The organism is Streptomyces sp. PL-25 (genome assembly GCF_058344915.1).
Genome location: NZ_CP136997.1, coordinates 2,756,132 through 2,774,976 on the forward strand (window position 1 = coordinate 2,756,132; position 18,845 = coordinate 2,774,976).

Annotated in this window: 13 protein-coding genes and 1 other RNA gene; 2 read left to right on the forward strand and 12 right to left on the reverse strand. The window is 73.1% G+C overall.

Features of this window, described 5'->3' with window-relative positions; all coding sequences use genetic code 11:
• Window positions 1–116: 116 nt before the first annotated feature.
• A complete protein-coding gene (locus R4Z62_RS12260) occupies window positions 117–401 on the reverse strand; it encodes a DUF3039 domain-containing protein (RefSeq protein ID WP_026252153.1) in 285 nt (94 codons plus the stop codon).
• Between the two features lie 28 nt (window positions 402–429).
• The gene (locus R4Z62_RS12265) at window positions 430–1,002 is read right to left on the reverse strand and encodes a YqgE/AlgH family protein (protein ID WP_389598740.1); all 573 of its coding nucleotides are present in this window, start codon (window positions 1,000–1,002) and stop codon (window positions 430–432) included.
• A gap of 273 nt (window positions 1,003–1,275) precedes the next feature.
• Here R4Z62_RS12265 and murA point away from each other — a divergent pair, with 273 nt between their 5' ends.
• Window positions 1,276–2,622: a UDP-N-acetylglucosamine 1-carboxyvinyltransferase gene (murA, locus tag R4Z62_RS12270; protein WP_491519823.1), complete on the forward strand. Its 1,347-nt coding sequence runs from the start codon at window positions 1,276–1,278 to the stop codon at window positions 2,620–2,622.
• 199 nt (window positions 2,623–2,821) lie between these two features.
• Here the strand turns inward: murA and R4Z62_RS12275 are convergent, their stop codons facing one another.
• The 4 genes from R4Z62_RS12275 to R4Z62_RS12290 all read right to left on the reverse strand — a co-directional run bounded on the left by R4Z62_RS12275 (window position 2,822) and on the right by R4Z62_RS12290 (window position 8,518).
• Window positions 2,822–3,103 carry an HU family DNA-binding protein gene (locus R4Z62_RS12275; RefSeq protein ID WP_003990598.1) on the reverse strand — a complete coding sequence of 94 codons (282 nt, stop codon included), beginning with the start codon at window positions 3,101–3,103 and terminating at the stop codon, window positions 2,822–2,824.
• A gap of 399 nt (window positions 3,104–3,502) precedes the next feature.
• A complete protein-coding gene (locus tag R4Z62_RS12280; protein WP_064533388.1) occupies window positions 3,503–4,942 on the reverse strand; it encodes an NAD-dependent malic enzyme in 1,440 nt (479 codons plus the stop codon).
• A 381-nt stretch (window positions 4,943–5,323) separates the two neighbouring features.
• Window positions 5,324–7,759 (reverse strand): HelD family protein, encoded by a 2,436-nt coding sequence (locus tag R4Z62_RS12285; protein ID WP_355477106.1) that lies wholly within the window; start codon window positions 7,757–7,759, stop codon window positions 5,324–5,326.
• Between the two features lie 129 nt (window positions 7,760–7,888).
• Window positions 7,889–8,518, reverse strand: coding sequence for an ABATE domain-containing protein (locus R4Z62_RS12290; protein ID WP_064533390.1), 630 nt, complete (start codon window positions 8,516–8,518; stop codon window positions 7,889–7,891).
• Window positions 8,519–8,720: 202 nt separating this feature from the next.
• Here R4Z62_RS12290 and R4Z62_RS12295 point away from each other — a divergent pair, with 202 nt between their 5' ends.
• Window positions 8,721–9,239 (forward strand): anthrone oxygenase family protein, encoded by a 519-nt coding sequence (locus tag R4Z62_RS12295; protein ID WP_491519824.1) that lies wholly within the window; start codon window positions 8,721–8,723, stop codon window positions 9,237–9,239.
• Between the two features lie 198 nt (window positions 9,240–9,437).
• On the opposite strand, the gene R4Z62_RS12300 is transcribed toward R4Z62_RS12295, so the two are convergent.
• The 6 genes from R4Z62_RS12300 to smpB all read right to left on the reverse strand — a co-directional run bounded on the left by R4Z62_RS12300 (window position 9,438) and on the right by smpB (window position 18,802).
• Window positions 9,438–10,607: a uroporphyrinogen-III synthase gene (locus R4Z62_RS12300; RefSeq protein WP_064533391.1), complete on the reverse strand. Its 1,170-nt coding sequence runs from the start codon at window positions 10,605–10,607 to the stop codon at window positions 9,438–9,440.
• A 173-nt stretch (window positions 10,608–10,780) separates the two neighbouring features.
• A complete protein-coding gene (locus R4Z62_RS12305; RefSeq protein ID WP_491519825.1) occupies window positions 10,781–11,071 on the reverse strand; it encodes an antitoxin in 291 nt (96 codons plus the stop codon).
• Between the two features lie 81 nt (window positions 11,072–11,152).
• Window positions 11,153–12,394: a hypothetical protein gene (locus tag R4Z62_RS12310; protein WP_491519826.1), complete on the reverse strand. Its 1,242-nt coding sequence runs from the start codon at window positions 12,392–12,394 to the stop codon at window positions 11,153–11,155.
• 45 nt (window positions 12,395–12,439) lie between these two features.
• Complete coding sequence (locus tag R4Z62_RS12315) at window positions 12,440–17,290, reverse strand: ricin-type beta-trefoil lectin domain protein (RefSeq protein WP_491521863.1); 4,851 nt, start codon at window positions 17,288–17,290, stop codon at window positions 12,440–12,442.
• 474 nt (window positions 17,291–17,764) lie between these two features.
• Window positions 17,765–18,165: a transfer-messenger RNA gene (ssrA, locus tag R4Z62_RS12320) on the reverse strand.
• A gap of 157 nt (window positions 18,166–18,322) precedes the next feature.
• Window positions 18,323–18,802, reverse strand: coding sequence for an SsrA-binding protein SmpB (gene smpB, locus R4Z62_RS12325; RefSeq protein WP_018565526.1), 480 nt, complete (start codon window positions 18,800–18,802; stop codon window positions 18,323–18,325).
• Between the last annotated feature and the right edge of the window lie 43 nt (window positions 18,803–18,845).

Below are 18,845 nucleotides of genomic sequence, written 5' to 3' on the forward strand. Positions count from 1 at the left end.
CGCCCGACGCACCCCGTGCAACGCGGGAACGCACAAAGGCCCCCGAAGCGCGCGAAACGCACTCGGGGGCCCAGTCGGCCCGAAGGCCCGCGGGACGGGCGGGGAAAGCCGGTGGCCTACTTCTTGTCGCCGCCCTTGCCCTGGTCGCCGCCGCCGCTCATGGACTCGTAGATCTCCTTGCACAGCGGGCAGACCGGGTACTTCTTCGGGTCACGGCCCGGCACCCACACCTTGCCGCACAGCGCCACGACGGGTGTCCCGTCCAGGGCGCTCGCCATGATCTTGTCCTTCTGGACGTAGTGGGCGAAGCGCTCGTGGTCGCCGTCTCCGTGGGACACCTGCGGCGTCGGCTCTACGAGGGTCCCCGTACCAGTGCCGCGCTCGGGCTCGAGAGTGCTCATACGCCAAGGGTACTGAAGTGCGCGGGCATCAGTTGAGCGACGGGTCGTCCGGGTAGGTGGCGACCATCGCCAGCTCGCTGCGCTGCCTGCGCAGCACCTCGCGCCACAGCCGCTCGGGGAACGGGGAGGACACGTCGCCCGGTTCCGACTCGACGACGTACCAGGCGCCCTCCCCCAGCTCGCCCTCCAGCTGGCCGGGGCCCCAGCCCGCGTACCCGGCGAAGATGCGCAGCGAGCCGAGGGCGGAGGCCAGCAGCTCCGGCGGCGCCTCCAGGTCGACCAGGCCGATCGCGCCGTGCACCCGGCGCCAGCCCAGCGGGGCGCCGCCGCCCGCGCCGCCGCCCGGGATGACGGCGACACCGAGCGCGGAGTCCAGCGAGACCGGCCCGCCCTGGAAGACGACGCCCGGCTCCCCGGCCAGGTCCGCCCAGCCGGCCAGGATGTCGCCGACGTCCACCGGGGTGGGCCGGTTGAGGACGACACCGAGGGAACCCTCCTCGTCGTGGTCGAGAAGGAGCACCACCGCACGGTCGAAGTTCGGGTCCGCCAGGGCGGGCGTGGCCACGAGCAGCCGCCCTGTGAGCGAGGACACCTCGGTCATGCCAGACATGATCCCGCATCTTCCCCGGGCGTGGGGAGCCAATCCGGCTACCGGAGTGAGGGCGCGCCCGGGGCACGGGAGCGTCACGGGCGCACGGCCGCGACGGTCACCGCACGTGCCCGGCGCCCGACACTGCGTGTTGTGACACAGCCATGACGTGCGGGTGGTGCACAGGCTTACGAAAGGAAGCTCCGCCGCGACTAGTCTGTCTGTCCGGCCCCTGCCCGAGTGACCGGCCGCGCCCCTGCCCCACCTCATCGGAACGCGAGATACATGACCGTCAACGGCACTGATGACGTACTGCTTGTCCACGGCGGAACCCCGCTGGAGGGCGAGATCCGTGTCCGCGGTGCGAAGAACCTCGTACCGAAGGCCATGGTCGCCGCTCTGCTGGGCAGCGAACCGAGCCGGCTGCGCAATGTTCCGGACATCCGTGACGTGCGGGTCGTACGCGGTCTGCTGCAACTGCACGGGGTGACGGTCCGTCCGGGTGAGGAGCCGGGCGAGCTGGTGCTCGACCCGACCCGGGTGGAGAGCGCCAACGTGGCCGACATCGATGCCCACGCGGGCTCCAGCCGCATCCCGATCCTGTTCTGCGGCCCGCTGCTGCACCGGCTCGGCCACGCCTTCATCCCCGGCCTGGGCGGCTGCGACATCGGCGGCCGGCCCATCGACTTCCACTTCGACGTGCTGCGGCAGTTCGGCGCGACGATCGAGAAGCGGGCGGACGGCCAGTACCTGGAGGCACCGCAGCGGCTGCGCGGCACCAAGATCCGGCTGCCCTACCCGTCGGTGGGCACGACCGAGCAGGTGCTGCTGACGGCCGTACTCGCCGAGGGCGTCACCGAGTTGTCCAACGCGGCCGTCGAGCCGGAGATCGAGGACCTGATCTGCGTACTGCAGAAGATGGGCGCGATCATCGCGATGGACACCGACCGCACCATCCGCGTCACCGGTGTCGACAAGCTCGGCGGCTACACCCACCACGCCCTCTCGGACCGCCTGGAGGCGGCGTCCTGGGCGTCGGCGGCGCTGGCCACCGAGGGCGACATCTACGTCCGCGGCGCCCAGCAGCGGTCGATGATGACCTTCCTGAACACCTACCGGAAGGTGGGCGGTGCCTTCGAGATCGACGACGAGGGCATCCGGTTCTGGCACCCCGGCGGGCAGTTGAAGTCCATCGCGCTGGAGACGGACGTGCACCCCGGCTTCCAGACGGACTGGCAGCAGCCGCTGGTGGTCGCGCTCACCCAGGCGACCGGCCTGTCGATCGTCCACGAGACGGTCTACGAGTCCCGCCTCGGCTTCACCTCCGCGCTCAACCAGATGGGCGCGCACATCCAGCTCTACCGCGAGTGCCTGGGCGGCTCCGACTGCCGCTTCGGCCAGCGCAACTTCCTGCACTCCGCGGTGGTGTCGGGCCCCACCCGGCTCCAGGGCGCCGACCTGGTCATCCCCGACCTGCGCGGCGGCTTCTCCTACCTGATCGCCGCCCTGGCCGCCCAGGGCACCTCCCGTGTCCACGGCATCGACCTGATCAACCGCGGCTACGAGAACTTCATGGACAAGCTCGTGGAGCTGGGCGCGAAGGTCGAGCTGCCGGGCCAGGCACTCGGCTGAACCACACCGACCACCCGACCCCGGCCCACACGGACCCACCCTCCGGCCGGGGGTCCGGGGGTCGTCCCCTCCTGGAGGGGGCGGCGTGGTGCGTGCGTACGACGACGATGGGGCGGCCCCCGGTGAAGGGGGCCGCCCCATGGACGTTGTCGGCCCTAGCGGGCCCCGTACGCCGTCCCGTGGCGTACGGAAGGCGAGGTCACTTGCCCTTGGCGGCTTCCTTGAGCTTGCTGCCCGCGGAGACCTTCACGCTGTAGCCGGCCGGGATCTGGATCGGCTCGCCGGTCTGCGGGTTGCGGGCGGTGCGAGCGGCACGGTGGGTGCGCTCGAAGGTGAGGAAGCCAGGGATGGTGACCTTCTCGTCCCCCTTGGAGACGATGTCGCCGACGACGTCGGCGAACGCGGCCAGCACGGCGTCGGCGTCCTTGCGGGTCACCTCGGCGCGGTCGGCCAGCGCGGCCACCAGCTCACTGCGGTTCATGTTGTTACTCCCGTGTTCTTCTTGCCGTTGAGGCGTGCCACGCGGCGAAGCCGCATGTTGGGCCAGCCAAGCCGATGCTGCCAGGGTCCTCGGGGGTCCCCGGACCCGGGTCCCTCGTCAGACCCTCGCGCCCAGGGTGGCATCCTGCCCCCACCTGCGGCGGGAAAGCCAATCCGGCACCCGTAGGAGTCGTGAGAACACCCTTGGGAGTCACACGAAAAGAGGGTCTGCCGGCCAGGGCCTGCCGTCCGGCTCCAGCCGCAGACTCCGGCCAGCCACGATAGGGCGCCCCACTGACAGCGTCCGCCGCGACGCGCCGGGTCCCGGCGCGTCGTGGCGATCATCACGCCCGGGAACCGCCGTCCCCGAACGTCCGTTCCGACTGATGCGTGCCGTTTGTCAGACTCCGGCGGCGGAGCCGGCCGTCGCGCTCGCACCGGCCGCCTTGGCGGCCTCCCGGACGGCTCCGGCGACGGCCCCGGCGACCTTGTCGTTGAAGACGCTGGGGACGATGTAGTTCGGGTTCAGCTCGCCCTCGGTGACGACGTCGGCCAGCGCCTGGGCGGCGGCGAGCATCATCTCGGTGTTGACGGTGCGCGACTGCGCGTCCAGCAGGCCGCGGAAGACACCCGGGAAGACCAGCACGTTGTTGATCTGGTTGGGGAAGTCGGAGCGGCCGGTGGCCACCACCGCGGCCGTCCGGCGGGCGACCGCCGGGTCGACCTCCGGGTCCGGGTTCGCGAGCGCGAACACGATCGCCCCGTCGGCCATGGCGGCCACATCGGCGCCGTCGAGCACGTTGGGCGCCGACACGCCGATGAAGACGTCCGCGCCGCGCACGGCCTCCTTCAGGGTGCCGGTGAGGTTCTCCGGGTTGGTGTTGTCGGCGATCCAGCGCAGCGCCGACTCGGGGGCCGCGTCGACCAGGTCCTCGCGGCCCGCGTGCACCACGCCGTGGATGTCGGCGACGACGGCGTTCTTCACACCCGCGGCGAGCAGCAGCTTGAGGATGGCGGTGCCGGCCGCGCCGGCGCCCGACATCACGACCCGGACGTTCTCGATCGGCTTGTCCACCACGCGCAGGGCGTTGGTGAGCGCGGCGAGCACGACGATCGCGGTGCCGTGCTGGTCGTCGTGGAAGACCGGGATGTCCAGGGCCTCGCGCAGCCGGGCCTCGATCTCGAAGCAGCGGGGCGCGGAGATGTCCTCCAGGTTGATGCCGGCGAACCCGGGGGCGATCGCCTTGACGATCTCGACGATGGCGTCGGTGTCCTGGGTGTCCAGGCAGATCGGCCAGGCGTCGATGCCTGCGAACCGCTTGAAGAGGGCCGCCTTGCCCTCCATGACGGGCAGCGCGGCCTTGGGGCCGATGTTGCCCAGGCCCAGCACCGCGGAGCCGTCCGTCACGACCGCAACGGAGTTGCGCTTGATGGTGAGGCGGCGGGCGTCCTCGGGGTTCTCGGCGATCGCCATGCAGACGCGGGCCACACCCGGCGTGTAGACCATGGAGAGGTCGTCACGGTTGCGGATGGGGTGCTTGGACTGCATCTCGATCTTGCCGCCGAGGTGCATCAGGAACGTACGGTCGGAGACCTTGCCGAGGGTGACACCCTCGATGCCCCGGAGCTGCTCGACGATCTCGTCGGCGTGGCCGGTGGACGTCGCCGCGATGGTGACGTCGATACGGAGCTTCTCGTGGCCGGACGCGGTGACGTCGAGGCCCGTGACCGAGCCTCCGGAGGACTCCACAGCGGTGGTGAGCTGCGAGACTGCCGTTCCGCTCGCGGGCACCTCCAGCCGGATGGTCATCGAGTAGGAGACGCTGGGCGCCGTTGCCATGGCCGACTTCCTCTGCTTTCACCGTGTCGCGAAGTTGTGCCGTCCGATCGTCGCACCTACCCCTGAGTACGTGGTAGCCGCCCCGTATTGCGGACTTTGTGTTCACCGGGAGGCGCTGTTTTCGGAAAGTGACTTCCACCATACGAGAAGAGCAGGGGTCGCGGTAGGGGCGGACACAGCAAAAGAGGCCCACGTCACATTCGCTGTGCCGTGGGCCTCCACTGAGCTTTGTGACACCGACCCGCCATGCTCGCCTCGCGGCAAGTGGTCGCTCGTAGCGACGAAGGTTGGGCCCGGGGGCTTGGATCGGGCCGGTGCCACACCAAGGCTAACAAACGGATCCGGTGAGACCATTCCTCCGGGCGAGGTTCCTTTCCTCGCTCAGTCCCGCAGCAGGTCCGGCACCCCGGACGCGTCCGGCTCGTCGCGCTCGCCGGAGACCACGGTGAGCTGCTGGGTCGCGCGGGTCAGCGCGACGTAGAGCACCCGCAGCCCGGCCGGCGACTCGTCGGCGATCTCCGCGGGCGAGACGACCAGCGACGCGTCGTACTCCAGGCCCTTGGCCTCCAGGCTGCCCAGCGCCACCACCCGGTCCCCGAGACCGGCCAGCCAGCGGCGGGCCTCCTCGCGCCGGTTCATGGCCACGACCACGCCGACGGTGCCCTCCACCCGCTCCAGCAGCCGTTCGGCCTCCGCCCGCACGGTGGCGGCCAGGGAGTCCCGGACGACGGCGAAGCGCGGCTGTACGCCCGTGGAGCGCACCGCGGAGGGCGCGCGGGAGCCGGGCATGGCCAGGGCCAGCACCCGGGCGGCCAGCTCGGCGATCTCGGCCGGGTTGCGGTAGTTCACCGTCAGCTCGAAGCGGCGGCGCGGACGGGTGCCCAGCGCCTCGTCGCGGGCCTCGGCCGCCTCGTCCGGGTCGGACCAGGAGGACTGCGCCGGGTCGCCCACCACCGTCCAGGTCGCGTGCCGGCCGCGGCGGCCCACCATGCGCCACTGGAGGGGCGTGAGGTCCTGCGCCTCGTCGACGATGACGTGCGCGTACTCGACGCGCTCCTGGGCCAGCCGCTCGGCGCGCTCGCGCTGCGACTCCTCGCGCACCGGCATCAGCTCCTCCAGGCCGGTGAGCTGGTCCAGCGGGTCCAGGTCGCGCTTCTTGCGCGGCCGGGCCGGGGTGCCGAGGATCGCCTGGAGCTCGTCGAGCAGCGCGATGTCGTGCACCGAGTACCCGTCCCGCCGCAGCGAGCGGGCGACCTTGCGCACCTCGCCCGGGTTGAGCACCCGGCGGGCCCAGCGGCCCAGGCGCCGCTCGTCGGCCATGGCGGCGAGCACCGCGCGCGGGGTCAGCTCGGGCCACCAGGCGTCGAGGAAGGCGATGAAGGAGTCCTCGTCCGTGACGTCGTCGTCGAAGGAGGAGCGCAGCTCGGCGGCCAGCTCCGGGTCGGTGTGCCGGGTACCGGCCCCGGACTTCTCCCACAGGGCGTCCAGGAGCAGCTTGCGGGCGCGCGGGCGCAGCAGGTTGACCGGGGCGGTGCCGCCGAGGGCGGTGCGCCGTACGTGCTCCAGCTCCGCGGCCTCCAGTTCGAGGCGGCGGCCGAAGGCGACCACCCGCAGCCGGGTCGGCGGCCCGGCCGGGATCTTCGCCGCCTCCGCCGCCTCTTCCGTCTCCTCCGGGTCCTCGCCGAGGGCGAGCTGTCCCGCGGGCGCGTGCGCGGGCGTGCCCGCCGAGGTCCGCGCCCCGCCGCGCGCGCCGGGGCCCAGCTCCAGCGCGCCGCGCGCCGCCTTCCGCAGCACCTTCAGCATCCGGTACGAGCCCTTGGCGCGGGCCACGGACGGCGCGTCGTACACGGTGGCCTCGACGCCGTCGACGAGCGAGCCGATCGCCCGGACGGCGACCTGGCCCTCCTCGCCGAGGGAGGGCAGCACGCCCTCGGTGTACGCCACGAGCAGCGGGGTCGGCGAGACGATGAGGATGCCGCCCGCGTACCGGCGGCGGTCCTGGTAGAGCAGGTAGGCGGCGCGGTGCAGGGCGACCGCCGTCTTGCCGGTGCCCGGACCGCCCTCGACATACGTCACCGAGGCGGCGGGCGCCCGGATGACGAGATCCTGCTCGGCCTGGATGGAGGAGACGATGTCCCGCATGCTGTGGCTGCGGGCCCGGCCGAGCGCGGCCATCAGCGCGCCGTCGCCGACGGCGGGCAGCTCGCGGCCGTCCAGCCGGGCGGTCAGCTCGGGCCGCATCAGGTCGTCCTCGACGCCGAGCACCCGCCGCCCCTTGGAGCGGATCACCCGGCGGCGCACGACCCGGCCGGGGTCGACCGGGGTGGAGCGGTAGAACGGCGCGGCGGCGGGCGCCCGCCAGTCGATGACCAGCGGGGAGTAGTCCTCGTCCAGGACGCCGATGCGGCCGATGTGCAGGGTCTCGGCGATGTCGGCGGTGCTGTCCTCGCGCACCGCGCCCTCAGCCGGTTCCACGGCGGTGTAGGCGCCGTCCGGGCCCTTCTTGCCGTCCTTGCCCGGCAGTAGGTCGATGCGGCCGAAGAGGAAGTCCTCGAACTCGTTGTTCAGCCGGTTGAGATGGATGCCCGCGCGGAAGACCTGGGCGTCCCGTTCGGCCAGCGCGCCGGGCGTGCCGACCTGGCCGCGCTCGGCCGCGTCCCGCATCAGGAACTCGGCCTCGTGGATCTTCACCTCGAGCCGCCGGTACACCCGGTCCAGGTGGTCCTGCTCCATGCTGATCTCTCGGTCGCGCACGGTGTCGTGCGCTGCGTCGTGAACCGAACCGACCGCGGAATCCTGTTGAGCCTGAGCGGCCACCGGGCCCCCTTCTGACGTGCTGGGCAGCCGTCAACCGTACGCGAAGGGAGCCCACTGGCGGAAGCCGGACCCGGCCGTCGGCCGGGCCGCCGCCCGCAGCGGCCCGGCCGACGGGGGCGGGGCGGGCCGTCAGGTGCGGGCGAGGGCGGCGCGGCGGCGGTGGCGGGCGACCCGTTCGCGGTTGCCGCAGACCTCGCTGGAGCACCAGCGGCGCCGCCGGCCCCGGGAGGTGTCCAGGTACACGAGGGGGCAGTTGTCGCCCGCGCACCGGCGCAGCGCGGCGCGCGCGGCGGGGTCCGTGAGCAGGTCCAGGGCGTCACGGGCGACGGCCGCGAGCAGCGCGGCGCGCTCGGGCGGGGCGGCCAGCGCCCGTACGAGGGCGCCGTCCGCGCCGCGCACGGCGCGCGGGGCGGGCGGGGCGGCGCGCGCGGTGTCGTTGACGCGGGCCAGGGCGAGCGCGAGGCCGTGGGCGCGCGGGTCGCGCGGGTCGCGCGGCGGTCCGTCCAGGTGCGCGTTCACCAGGTACGCCACCTGCCCGCGCAGTTCGCGGAAGGCCGCCGCCCAGGTGTGGTCGGCGTGCGCGAGGCCGGTGCCCGGCGGGACCAGGCCCGAGCCCGTGATCCAGGCGCGCAGCGGCGCGGGGGTGCCGAGCCGTTCCGCCGGGTGGGTGGTGGCGAGCAGGTCCAGACAGATCCGCCCGGTGTCGAAGCGCAGTTCGGGAAGGACCGTGGCCGTGTGCGGAGCCGTACCCAGTGCCATGTGCCTGTCACCGCCTAGGGGGCGACACCCCGGCCGGTCGCCGGACCGGGCGGCGGGGTGCTCGTCAGGGCTGGGGGAAGCGTTCCCTCCCACAGTGCCCGCCCGTCCCCCCGGCCGGAACCCCCCGCGCGTGGACGGCCGCGTATGCGCCCGCGCGTCTCGGCGATGGGCGCGGGCCGGGCGGGTGCGTTGACTGGACGGTATGACGGACATCGAGATCGGCGGCGGGGACGGGGTGCGGCGCGGCGCCGCGGCGGGCGTGCTGGGCGCAGCCGCCGTCGCCACCGGGCTGCTGGCGGGCGTCTACTACGTCTTCGCCTGCGCGGTGATGCCCGCGCTGGCCCGCAGCGGCGACCGCACGTACGTCGAGGTCATGCGGGACGTCAACGACGTGATCCAGAACCCGCTCTTCCTCCTCGCCTTCCTCGGCGCCCCGCTGCTGACCGGCGTCTCGGCGTGGCAACTGCGCGGCACCCGGCCGCCCTGCCCGTGGGTGTGGGCGGCCCTGGCGGCGCACGTCCTCGCCTTCGCGGTCACCGCGGCGTGCAACGTCCCCCTCAACGACGCGCTGGCCCGCGCCACCGCCCCGGGCGCGGCCCGCGAGCACTTCGAGAACCCGTGGGTGGCCTGGAACGCCGTCCGGACCGTACTGGTGACACTGGCCCTGGCGTGCCTGGCACGGGCGCTGCTGCTGCGCGGGCGGGCGGAGCGGCGCGGGTGAGCGGGCGGCGGGCGGGGCGGGGCCGTGCGGCGTGGGGGCGGCGGACCGTACGGCGCGCGGGGCACGACCGTGACCGACCGGCAGCCCGGCCCGTACCAGCGCCGACACCGCCCGGCCGGGGGCGACGCCGCCCCGCCGGGCCGCCGGGCGTGGCGGGGACGCCGCCCCGCCGGGGACAGCAGTGCGCGGGCGGGCGGCCTAGGGGCGGGGCCAGTCGTCCGTGTGCTTCGCGTCCGGCGTCGGGTCGAGGGCCAGCCGGTAGCCGCGTTCGACCACCGTCCGGATCAGGTCGGGGTGTCCGAGTGCGGTGCGCAGGCGGGTCATGGCGGTCTCCACCGCGTGTTCGTCTCGGCCGGTGCCGGGCAGGGCGCGCAGCAGGTCGGCGCGGGAGACCACGCGGCCGGGGTGCCGCGCGAGCGCCCGCAGCAGCGCCGTACCGGCGGGCGGCACCGGCCTCAGGTCGTCGTCCACCAGCACCGCGTGCCCCCGGAGCTGCACGCGGTGCCCGGCGACCGGCAACGTCCGCGCCCGGCCCGGCAGTTCCCGGCACAGCACCTGCACCAGCGGCCCCAGCCGGAAGCGCTCGGGCTGCACCGTGGCCACCCCGTGCTCCTCCAGGGGCACGGCGGTCACCGGGCCGACGCACGCGGGCAGCACATCGTGGGCGAGCGCGGCCAGCAGCTCGGCCAGCAGCCCGCGTTCGGCGGCGCGGGACAGCAGGGACGCGGCGGCCGGGGCGCTGGTGAAGGTGAGCGCGTCGAGGCCGCGCGCGACGGTGGTGTCCAGCAGCCGGTCCAGCGGGCCGGGGTCCTCGGGCGGCAGCCACCGGTACACCGGCACCGGGACGACCTCGGCCCCGGCCGCCCGCAGCGCGTCCACGAACCCGGACAGCGGCTCCCCGTGCAGCTGGACGGCCACCCGCCGTCCGTCCACGCCCTGTTCGAGCAGCCGGTCCAGCACCTCGGCCATCGACTCCGAGGCCGGCGACCACTGCTCGGTCAGTCCGGCGGCCCGGATCGCGCCCTTGACCTTGGGTCCGCGGGCCAGCAGTTCCGCCTGCCGCAACCGGTCGAGCAGGGCCTCGCCCCGGCCCCAGCCGGCGGCGGCCTCCAGCCAGCCGCGGAAGCCGATCGCGGTGGTGGCGATCACGATGTCGGGCGCCCGGCCGACGATCTCCTCGGTGGCGGCCAGCAGTTCGCTGTCGTCGGCGAGCGGAACGATGCGCAGCGCGGGCGCGTGCACGACGAGCGCGCCGCGCCGCCCGAGCAGCGCGCCCAGTTCGTCGGCGCGCCGCGCGGCCGTCACCCCCACGGTGAACCCGGCCAGGGGCCCGTGCCCCGGCTGCTGCTGTTCCTCGACCTCACTCATGGCTCATCGTCCCGTGCCCGCCTCATCGTGCCTGCCACCAGTGTCACGTGCCGTCGCGGCGCCGCGACCTCGCCCCCCGATTGTCGCCCGCCCCGCCCACTCGGGGGCGGGGCGGGGGCGGGCCGAGAGGGCGGGCTTCGCGGGACCGGCCGCCCGCCCCCTTCCCGGGAGGCTCAGGACTTCTCCCCGCCCTTCCCGTCCCCCGCGCTCTCCGGCTTCTCCGACTTCTCCAGGTTCTCCGGGTTCTCCGGCTTCTTGCCGCTCTCCTTCTCGCCGAGCTTGCCGATGTAGTCCTGGGCCTTGTCGACGGCGTTGTCGATCTTGTCGTGGTGCTTGCCGCCGGTCTTGCCGTCGATGAAGTCACCGGCCTTCTCCAGACCGGCGGAGATCTTGTCCCCGTGGGTCTCGGCCAGGTCCTCGACCTTGTCCTTGAGGTTCTTCAGGTTCTTGAGCTGTTCGAACATGTGCCTGACGTCCTTCTACAGCGGTGTAGTTGCCGAGACCTCATGTTCTCATCGCCGGACGCGCCCCGGGCGCGGGCGGGGTCAGCCCTCCGCGTGCTCGGGCACCAGGCGGCGGACGTCCGCCAGCAGGCGGGGGCCGTGGAGACAGGCCGCCGCGCGGGCCGCGAGCAGCTCGTACTGCCCGGCGGTCAGCGGTGTCCGCGTCCGCACGAGCGTCCGCAGCAGCAGGCGCAGGGCCAGTTCCGGGTCGTAGAGCCAGGCGCAGTCGGTGAGGGCCTGGGCGGTCTCCGGGTCCAGGACCGCGGCGAACTCGCCCAGTTCACGGGTCGCCGGGCCGTTCCTGGCGCTGCCGCCCACCAGGTCGCCTCCGTCCAGCGGCGGCACGTCGAGGCCGGACAGCCGGGCGTCGCACTCCGCGACGACGGTCCGCAGCCACGCCTTGCCCGAGGCCCTCCCGGGGTCGTCCCCGGCGAAGAAGCCGGGGCCCAGCCCCGTACCGGCGCACCACAGCACCTCGCCCGTACGGCCGGGGAGGTAGTCCAGGAGCGCCTGCGCGTCCCGGCGGACGGCGAGCACCGCCCGCGGGTCGGACGCCTCGGCCAGCAGGTCCCGGACGACGGCGACCGGCGCTGTTGCCCCGCCGTCCGGAGCGAAGGCGCGCATCAGCCCGCTCATGCCGAAGTCGCCGTCGGTGAAGCGCTCCGTCGGCGGGTCCGGCGGGGGCTCGTCGTCGACCAGGTACTGGACCGCGTCCACCACGAACTCGCCGAGGCGCAGCGCCGTACCGATCGCCTCCATCCGCGCGTACCGGTCCGGCGCCAGCCACGCGCCCGGAGTGCCGCGCAGGACGCGCAGCAGGATCCGGAACGCGAGGTCGGGGGTGCCGCGGCGGGCGCACGCGGTGAGCGCGTCCCGTACATCCGCGGCCAGGAAGGACAGTCCCGCGATCTCGGCGACGACCGCCTCCTCCTGGTCCCGTCCGTCCTCCAGGTCGGCCCCGGACAGGGCGGCCGGTTCCGTGGCCGCGGACAGCCGTGCGTCGCACAGGGCGACGACCGTCCGCGTCCACGCGGTCCCGTCGGCCGGCGCGGCACCGGGCAGGTACTCCGCGCCGGCCGACCACAGCGCTCCGACCGCCTCCGGGGCGAGGCCGTCCAGCAGGGTCAGGGCGTCCCTCCGGACGGCCAGGACCTCCCGGTCGTCCTCCTCCGCGAAGTGATTGGCCACCACCTCGGCGGGGGTGTCCCCCGAGTGGGTCCAGTCCGCGTGGAAGAAGCCCATCACCCACGGCACACCGAACTCGAAGTCGGTGAAGCGCTGCATCTCGTTCCGCTTCCTTCCTGCTTCTTCCTGCTTCCCTGCTTCTTCCTACTTCGGGTACGCGGTGTACACGTAGTAGCCGTGCGGGTGGCCCTTGGCCCGCTTGAGCATGATGTAGAAGCCGTTGCCGGCGGCCTTCTCGGTGTTGTTGGCGTAGTAGACGGTGCCCAGGGAGTTCTTCGCCCCGAACGTACCGCTCCACTCCAGCTCCTGCTTCGACCCGCGCAGCCACTTGGCGATGGCGCCCGCCTTGCCGGCGATGGCGTAGTCGACGACCTGCTGGGCCGTCACGCCGTCGGAGAACACGCTGTTGGGCGTGTCCCGGCCGGCCTTGGCCGACTTGCCGGCGGCCAGGGCGACCGCCTCCGCCCTGCTCGGGTCCACGTGCTCGTCCAGGACGTGCGCGAGACCGGGGAACTTGCCCTCGTCGGCGATCAGGTCGTTGCAGTTGTGGACCAGGACCGGGGCGTCGCCCGCCACGGCGTAGAAGGTGTGCAGACCCGACACGGTCAGGTCGTACACGGTCCGGGGCGCGGCGGAGTCACGGCCGAGCAGCGCGGCCACCGTGCGCGTCCCGCCGTCCGGGGTGCGCAGCCGGTCTCCGGCGCGCAGGTCGGACGCGAGGGTCCAGCCGCGGCCGGTGACGTAGAAGCGGTGGCCCGGCGTGCTGGTGAGGTGCCCGCCGCCCGCCAGGGTGACGTCCAGCAGGTCCTCGGTGGTGTGCCGGAAGGTGCGTGTGACCGGCTCGGACCGGTTGCGTCCGGTGGCCGGGTCCGCGGCCAGGAGCCGGTCGCCCAGGCGCACGTCGCGGATCGGCTTGCGGCTCCCGTCGGCCAGGACGACGTCCGTGGTGCCGGGGAAGCTGTTGATCCGGCACGCCGTCCGCGCGTCCTCGTAGACGGACACCGTGCGCTCGATGTCGGCGAGCGTGTGCGCGTCCACGTCGAGGGCCTTCAGCGCCTTCAGCGCGTCGGAGACCCCGACGCCGGTGCGCAGCGCGGCGTCCACCCCGCGGATCGCCTCGGTGATCTTCGCGATGGGGCCGCCCAGCGGGAGCCAGGTGGCGGCCCAGGCGCAGTCGCCGTAGCTGCCGCTGCCGTCGCCCTTGACCTTGTGGTAGCAGCCGGTGAAGTCACCGACGACCGAGTCGAAGATGCCCTTCCACAGGTCCTTGGTCGCCTGCCACGAGGAGACCTTGACCGTCTTGGTCAGGCCCTTGATCGTCTGCGTGGTGAGGAAGACGGTGTCCTCGGCCGGGCAGCCGGACTCGGTGGCGGGGACATCGGGGTCGGTGCAGAGGTAGAAGCTGACGACCGCGTCGAAGTGCGCCTTGAACACCAGGTCGCAGGGCAGCCGCGAGCAGTCGTCCGGAAGGCGTTCCGGGTCCCCGCTCTGCTTGATCTCGTCGATGACGGAGAACACGCCACCGGCACCGGTGGCGGCACCGGCCTGCACCTGCTTGTTGGCGTCGTTGCGCTGTGCCTCGTCGGCCGCCTGCTGGGCCGAGTCCGCGTACTTCTGCGCGTCCTTGGCCGCCTCCTCGGCCGCGGTGGCCTCGGCGTCGGCGCGGTCGGCGGCGGCACGGGCGTCCTTGGCCGCCTGCTCCGCCTCGGTCGCGGCGGTACGGGCGGCCTCGGCGTCCAGGGCCGCCTGGTCGGCGGAGTCCCGGGCGTCCTTGGCGTAGCCCTCGGCGCGTCCCGCGGCCTTGTCGGCCGCCGCCGCGTCCTCACCGGCCTGGCGGTCGTACTCCAGGGTGTTGGCCAGTGACGTCTGGGCGTCGGCGGCCGCCTGTGCCGCCTCGGCCGCGTATCCCAGGGCCTCCTTCGCGGACTTGCGGGCGTCCGCCGCGTGTCCGGCGGCCTCGGCCGCGATCGTGTAGGCGGCCTTGGCGTCGCCGGTCGCCGCGTTCGCGGTGGACTGCGCCTGCGCGGCGGCCTGCTGCGCGTTCTGGGCGTGCGCCTCGGCGACCGCCTGCTGCTGCTCGGCGATCGTCTTGGACGACTGGCCCGTCAGCACGGCGAGCCCGGCGGCGGCGTCGGTGGTGATGTACGGCGAGCCGAGCTGGATCGCGTCGTTGGCCGGGGCGGCCACCTGCTGGGCGGAGTTGCGGGCGTCCTCGGCCGCCTGCGCGGTGACGTGGGCGTGTCCGGCCGCGTCCGCCGCGCCGGAGACCGCCTTGGCGGCCTCCGCCTTGGCCGCGTCGGCCTGCTTCTTCGCGTCGGCGGCGTGCTTCTCCGCCTCGTCGGCCAGCTGTACGGCGGTACGGGCCGCGGTGGCCGCGTCCTGGGACGCCTTGATGGCGTCCGCCGCCGAGCTGGTCGCGGTGCGCACCGCGGCGTCCGCCTTGAGCTTGGCGGCCTGGGCGGCGTCGGAGTCGGAGCGGGCCCGCTCGGCCGCGGCCTCGGCGCGGGTGGCGGCCGCGTCGGCGTCGGCGGCGGCCTGGGTGGCCGCGTTCGCCTCGCCGCGTGCCGAGCGCGCGGCGGATTCGGCGTCGTCGGCGGCCTGGTCGGCGGCGTCGGCCGCGGCGCGCGCGTCCTTGGCGTCGTCGGCGGAGGCGTGGGCGTCGGCGTAGGCGTCCTTGGCGTCGGCCTTGGCGCGGGCGGCGTTCGCCTTGCTCTCCGCGTCCCAGGCGTCGTCCCGCTTGGCCTTGGCGCCGTCCCGTGCCTGCTCGGCGGCCTGCCGCTTCTCGCGCGCGGTGGACTCGGCCGTCTCGGCGCGGCCCTTGGCCTCCTCGGCGGTCTTGGCGTAGCCCTCGGCGTTCTTGCGGTGCTGGGCGGCCTCCGCCTGCTTCTGCGCGGCGGTCGCCTTCTCCGCCTTGGCGGTGGCCTCCTCGGCCTCGGCCGCGAGCCGCTTGGCGTGCGCGGTGGCCGCGGCCGACTTGGCGTCCGCCTCGGCCTTGCGCGTCTCGGCGAGCTTGGCGCGGGCGGTGTCGCGGGCGGTCTTGGCGGTCTGCGCCTGTACGGCGGCGGCGTCGGCGGCGGCCTTCGCCTGCGCGTTGGCCTCCTGCGCGGCGGCCGTACGGAAGGCGGCCTTCGACTCGGCGGCCTGCGTCAGGGCGCGGGCGGCGACGGTGGCGCTGTCACCGGCGGCGGCGCGGGTGGCGGCGTAGGCGGTGTCGCCCGCCTTGGCCATCGCGTCCAGCGCCGCGGCGGACGCCTTGGTGACCTGGGCCTTCTGCTGGCCGACGAGCAGCGCGCGGCCCCGGGGGGCGCCCGCCTTGTCGGCGATGGCGTAGGCGGCCTGTTCTGCGGTGTCCGTGTCGGTGGCGTCCTTCTTCGCCGCCGCGGCCTGCGCCTTCAGCAGGTCGAGCTGCTTCTTCGCGGCGGCCTGGGCGTCGGTGACGCCCTTCTTGGCCGTGTTGAACTGGGCCGTCTTCGGGTATTCGAGGCTGTCCGTGCCCTTGTGGCCGGACGGCACGATGTCGAACTTCTGCACGCCCGCGGTGCTGCACGTGAGCAGCCGGCTGTTCTGGCCCTTGGTGTACGCCTTCAGGTCCAGGCACTTGCCGGAGCCCGCGTTGACCAGGCTCGTGGTGGCGTGCGAGGTGTACGTCCAGTTCTGGGCCGGGCTCTGGTTGCAGGTCCAGATCTGGATGGCGGTGCCGTCGGCCGTGCCGGCGCTCTTGACGTCCAGGCACTTGCCGGAGGCGACGTTCGCGAGCGCGCCGTCGCGGATCTGCCACTGCTGGGCCGCGGAGCCGTTGCAGGTGTAGATCTGCACCGGAGTGCCGTTGTCCTTCTTGCCGCCCTCCACGTCGAGGCAGTTGGCGGAGGAGCCGTGGGCGTGCAGCACCAGCGGGCTGTCACCGATCCAGCCGGGGCCGCCCGCGGACCAGTAGTCCTGCCAGCGGGTGAGGTGGTCGGCGTACCAGGACTGGCCGAGCATCTCGCCCAGCGCCTTGGCGCCGGCGGCGAGCGCCTTGGTGGCGTCGCTGTTGGCGGTCAGGATCTGGTTGCGCTGGACGGCCTGGGCGGCGATCTCCTGCTGCCACTCGGCGGAGGCGTCGGCGACCTCCTTGCCCAGCACCTTGTCCGGGTCGACGGGGGTGCGCCAGCCGCAGGCCGCGAAGCGGGTCTTCAGGTCCTCGACCGCGATGCGGTACTCCAGGCTGCCGGGCTCGGGCGCGGTGCGCGCGAATCCGCCGGAGGACAGGAAGAGCCGGGCGTTGTCCGCGCCGGTCGGCTCCATGTCCCAGTTGACCAGGTCGTCCCAGGCGGCGTGCTCGGCCGTCGCCTGCTGCCAGTCCTGGCCGGGGACCGTGGGGTCGGGGTCCTTGCCGTAGAGCGGGGTGCCGAGGTCCTTGACCGCCTTGACGGTCTCGGCGTCGGCCTTGGGCGTGGGGTCCTCGTAGAAGCCGTCCTCGTCCTTCCAGAACTGGGCCGCGGTCCACTGGCCCAGACCGGTCTGGTCGAAGAAGTCCTTGCGGTTGTCGCCGGGCAGGCCGGGCGGGTCCTCGAAGTCGGCGACCGACTTGAAGCCGCCGGGCGTGGGCAGGCCGGAGATCTTCCAGTCCTTGACCCGGTCGTAGAGGGCCGAGCCCTCCTTGTCGGCGGCGCTGCGGTCCGCCTCGTACGCCTCGGACAGCGGGGTCTTGTTCCAGTACTCCTGGTTCGCCGCGGTGTGCAGCTGCTCGGGGGTCTGGTTCAGCGCGTTCTGGGCGACGCCGTACATCCCGGGGCCGCCCAGGCGCAGGACACCGGCCATCAGGCACTGGTCCTGGCGCAGCTGCTCGGCCGCGGCGGCGTCGAAGCCGTCGTAGCTGTCGGCCACGGGGACCGCGTCCTCGGCCCACCGGCCGATCAGATCGGACCGCGCGGCGAGCGGGGTCAGGACGGCGAGGGTGAGAAGGGCGGGTACGAGTCGCGCGGACCGTCCTGGTCCGCGCCGGCCGCGCCGCACAGGCGGTCTCGGGCCTGTTCTGGACTTCAAAGTGCATCCCTGCTTCGTGAACGGGCGGGCGGGAGCCCGTCCGGAGAGTCCGAAGGCGCGGGACGCGAGCAGACACTTGCCGGCGATTCCCCCGACCGCAGGCCGATGCGCCCGCCGCCGGAAGGGTCAGTTCCGGCCGGGCGCGCCGGCAACTCTAGGCAGGTCATAGGCGTACATGACAAGAACCGGATCACCCGGTGGCCGAAAACGCCCCCCTCACCGAAACAAGGAGATGCCCCGCAGGACCCGTGCAGCACATGTGAAGCCAGCGGTTTCCGGACATCCGGACCCGGCCCAGATTGGCCGAATCACATCAGCGCACCCGGGAACCATCCGGCCCCCTGAACCGTCCCCGCCCGCAGGCGCACGCACGACCCACGACAAAGGCCCCACCGCTCGAAAGCGGCAGGGCCTTGGTCTCACATGGGGTACCCGCGGACGGGTGAGTGGAGATGGCGGGAATCGAACCCGCGTCCAACGGTGCGGAACCAGGGCTTCTCCGTGTGCAGTCCGCTACGATTTTCTCGGCCCCGGAGATCACGCGGACAAGTCTCCGACGGGCTCAGTCACTGTTTGGTTTCCCTCTTCACCCCGTGACCGGGATCAAGGTTTAGTCCCCTAGCTGATGCCAGGATCCGGGTCGGGAACAGCCCCGGGCTGACACTCCCTTTATAGGAGGCTCGCGATCGCTACCTGAGATCAGGCAGCGAGGGCGAAGGCCTGCTGGGAGGAATCGCGCTTGGTATTGGCGATTATTTTTTTCGGCCTGTGGTTTACGAGATCATGGCCGCTTCCTCGACACGCTTCCCCTGCTTCGACAGCCGCTGTCGAAACCGATCATCCCCATGTTGATTTTTCAATCCCTCCGAAGAGGCCCTCAGAGGCCCTCCGCAGAGGTGGCGTGCACCGGCTGTGCGGTGCGGATGCCATCGTACGTGACCAACGCGGTTCCTTGCCAGCTTATTCCCGCTGCCCCGGCACCCCGCCCGGTCCCGTCGCGCGTCACGCCTGCTGCTTGCGGCGCACCGCCGACATCACCCGCTCCGCGTCGCGGCGGTCCTGCTTCTCGCGCAGCGTCTGCCGCTTGTCGTACTCCTTCTTGCCCTTCGCCAGCGCGATCTCGATCTTGGCCCGGCCGTCCTTGAAGTACAGGGCGAGCGGCACGATGGTGTGCCCCGTCTCCTGGGACTTCGACTCCAGCTTGTCGATCTCCTCGCGGTGCAGCAGCAGCTTCCGCTTGCGCCGGGCGCTGTGGTTGGTCCAGGTGCCCTGCGTGTACTCCGGCACATGCACGTTGTGCAGCCACGCCTCGTGGTCGTCCAGCTGCACGAACCCGTCGACCAGCGAGGCCCGCCCCTGACGCAGCGACTTCACCTCGGTACCCGTCAGCACCAGACCGGCCTCGTAGGTGTCGAGGATGAGGTAGTCGTGCCGCGCCTTCTTGTTCTGCGCGATCAGCTTGCGCCCTTTTTCCTTAGCCATAGTGCCTGCCATTTTGGCACTAGACGGGGGGTGGACGGGAAGT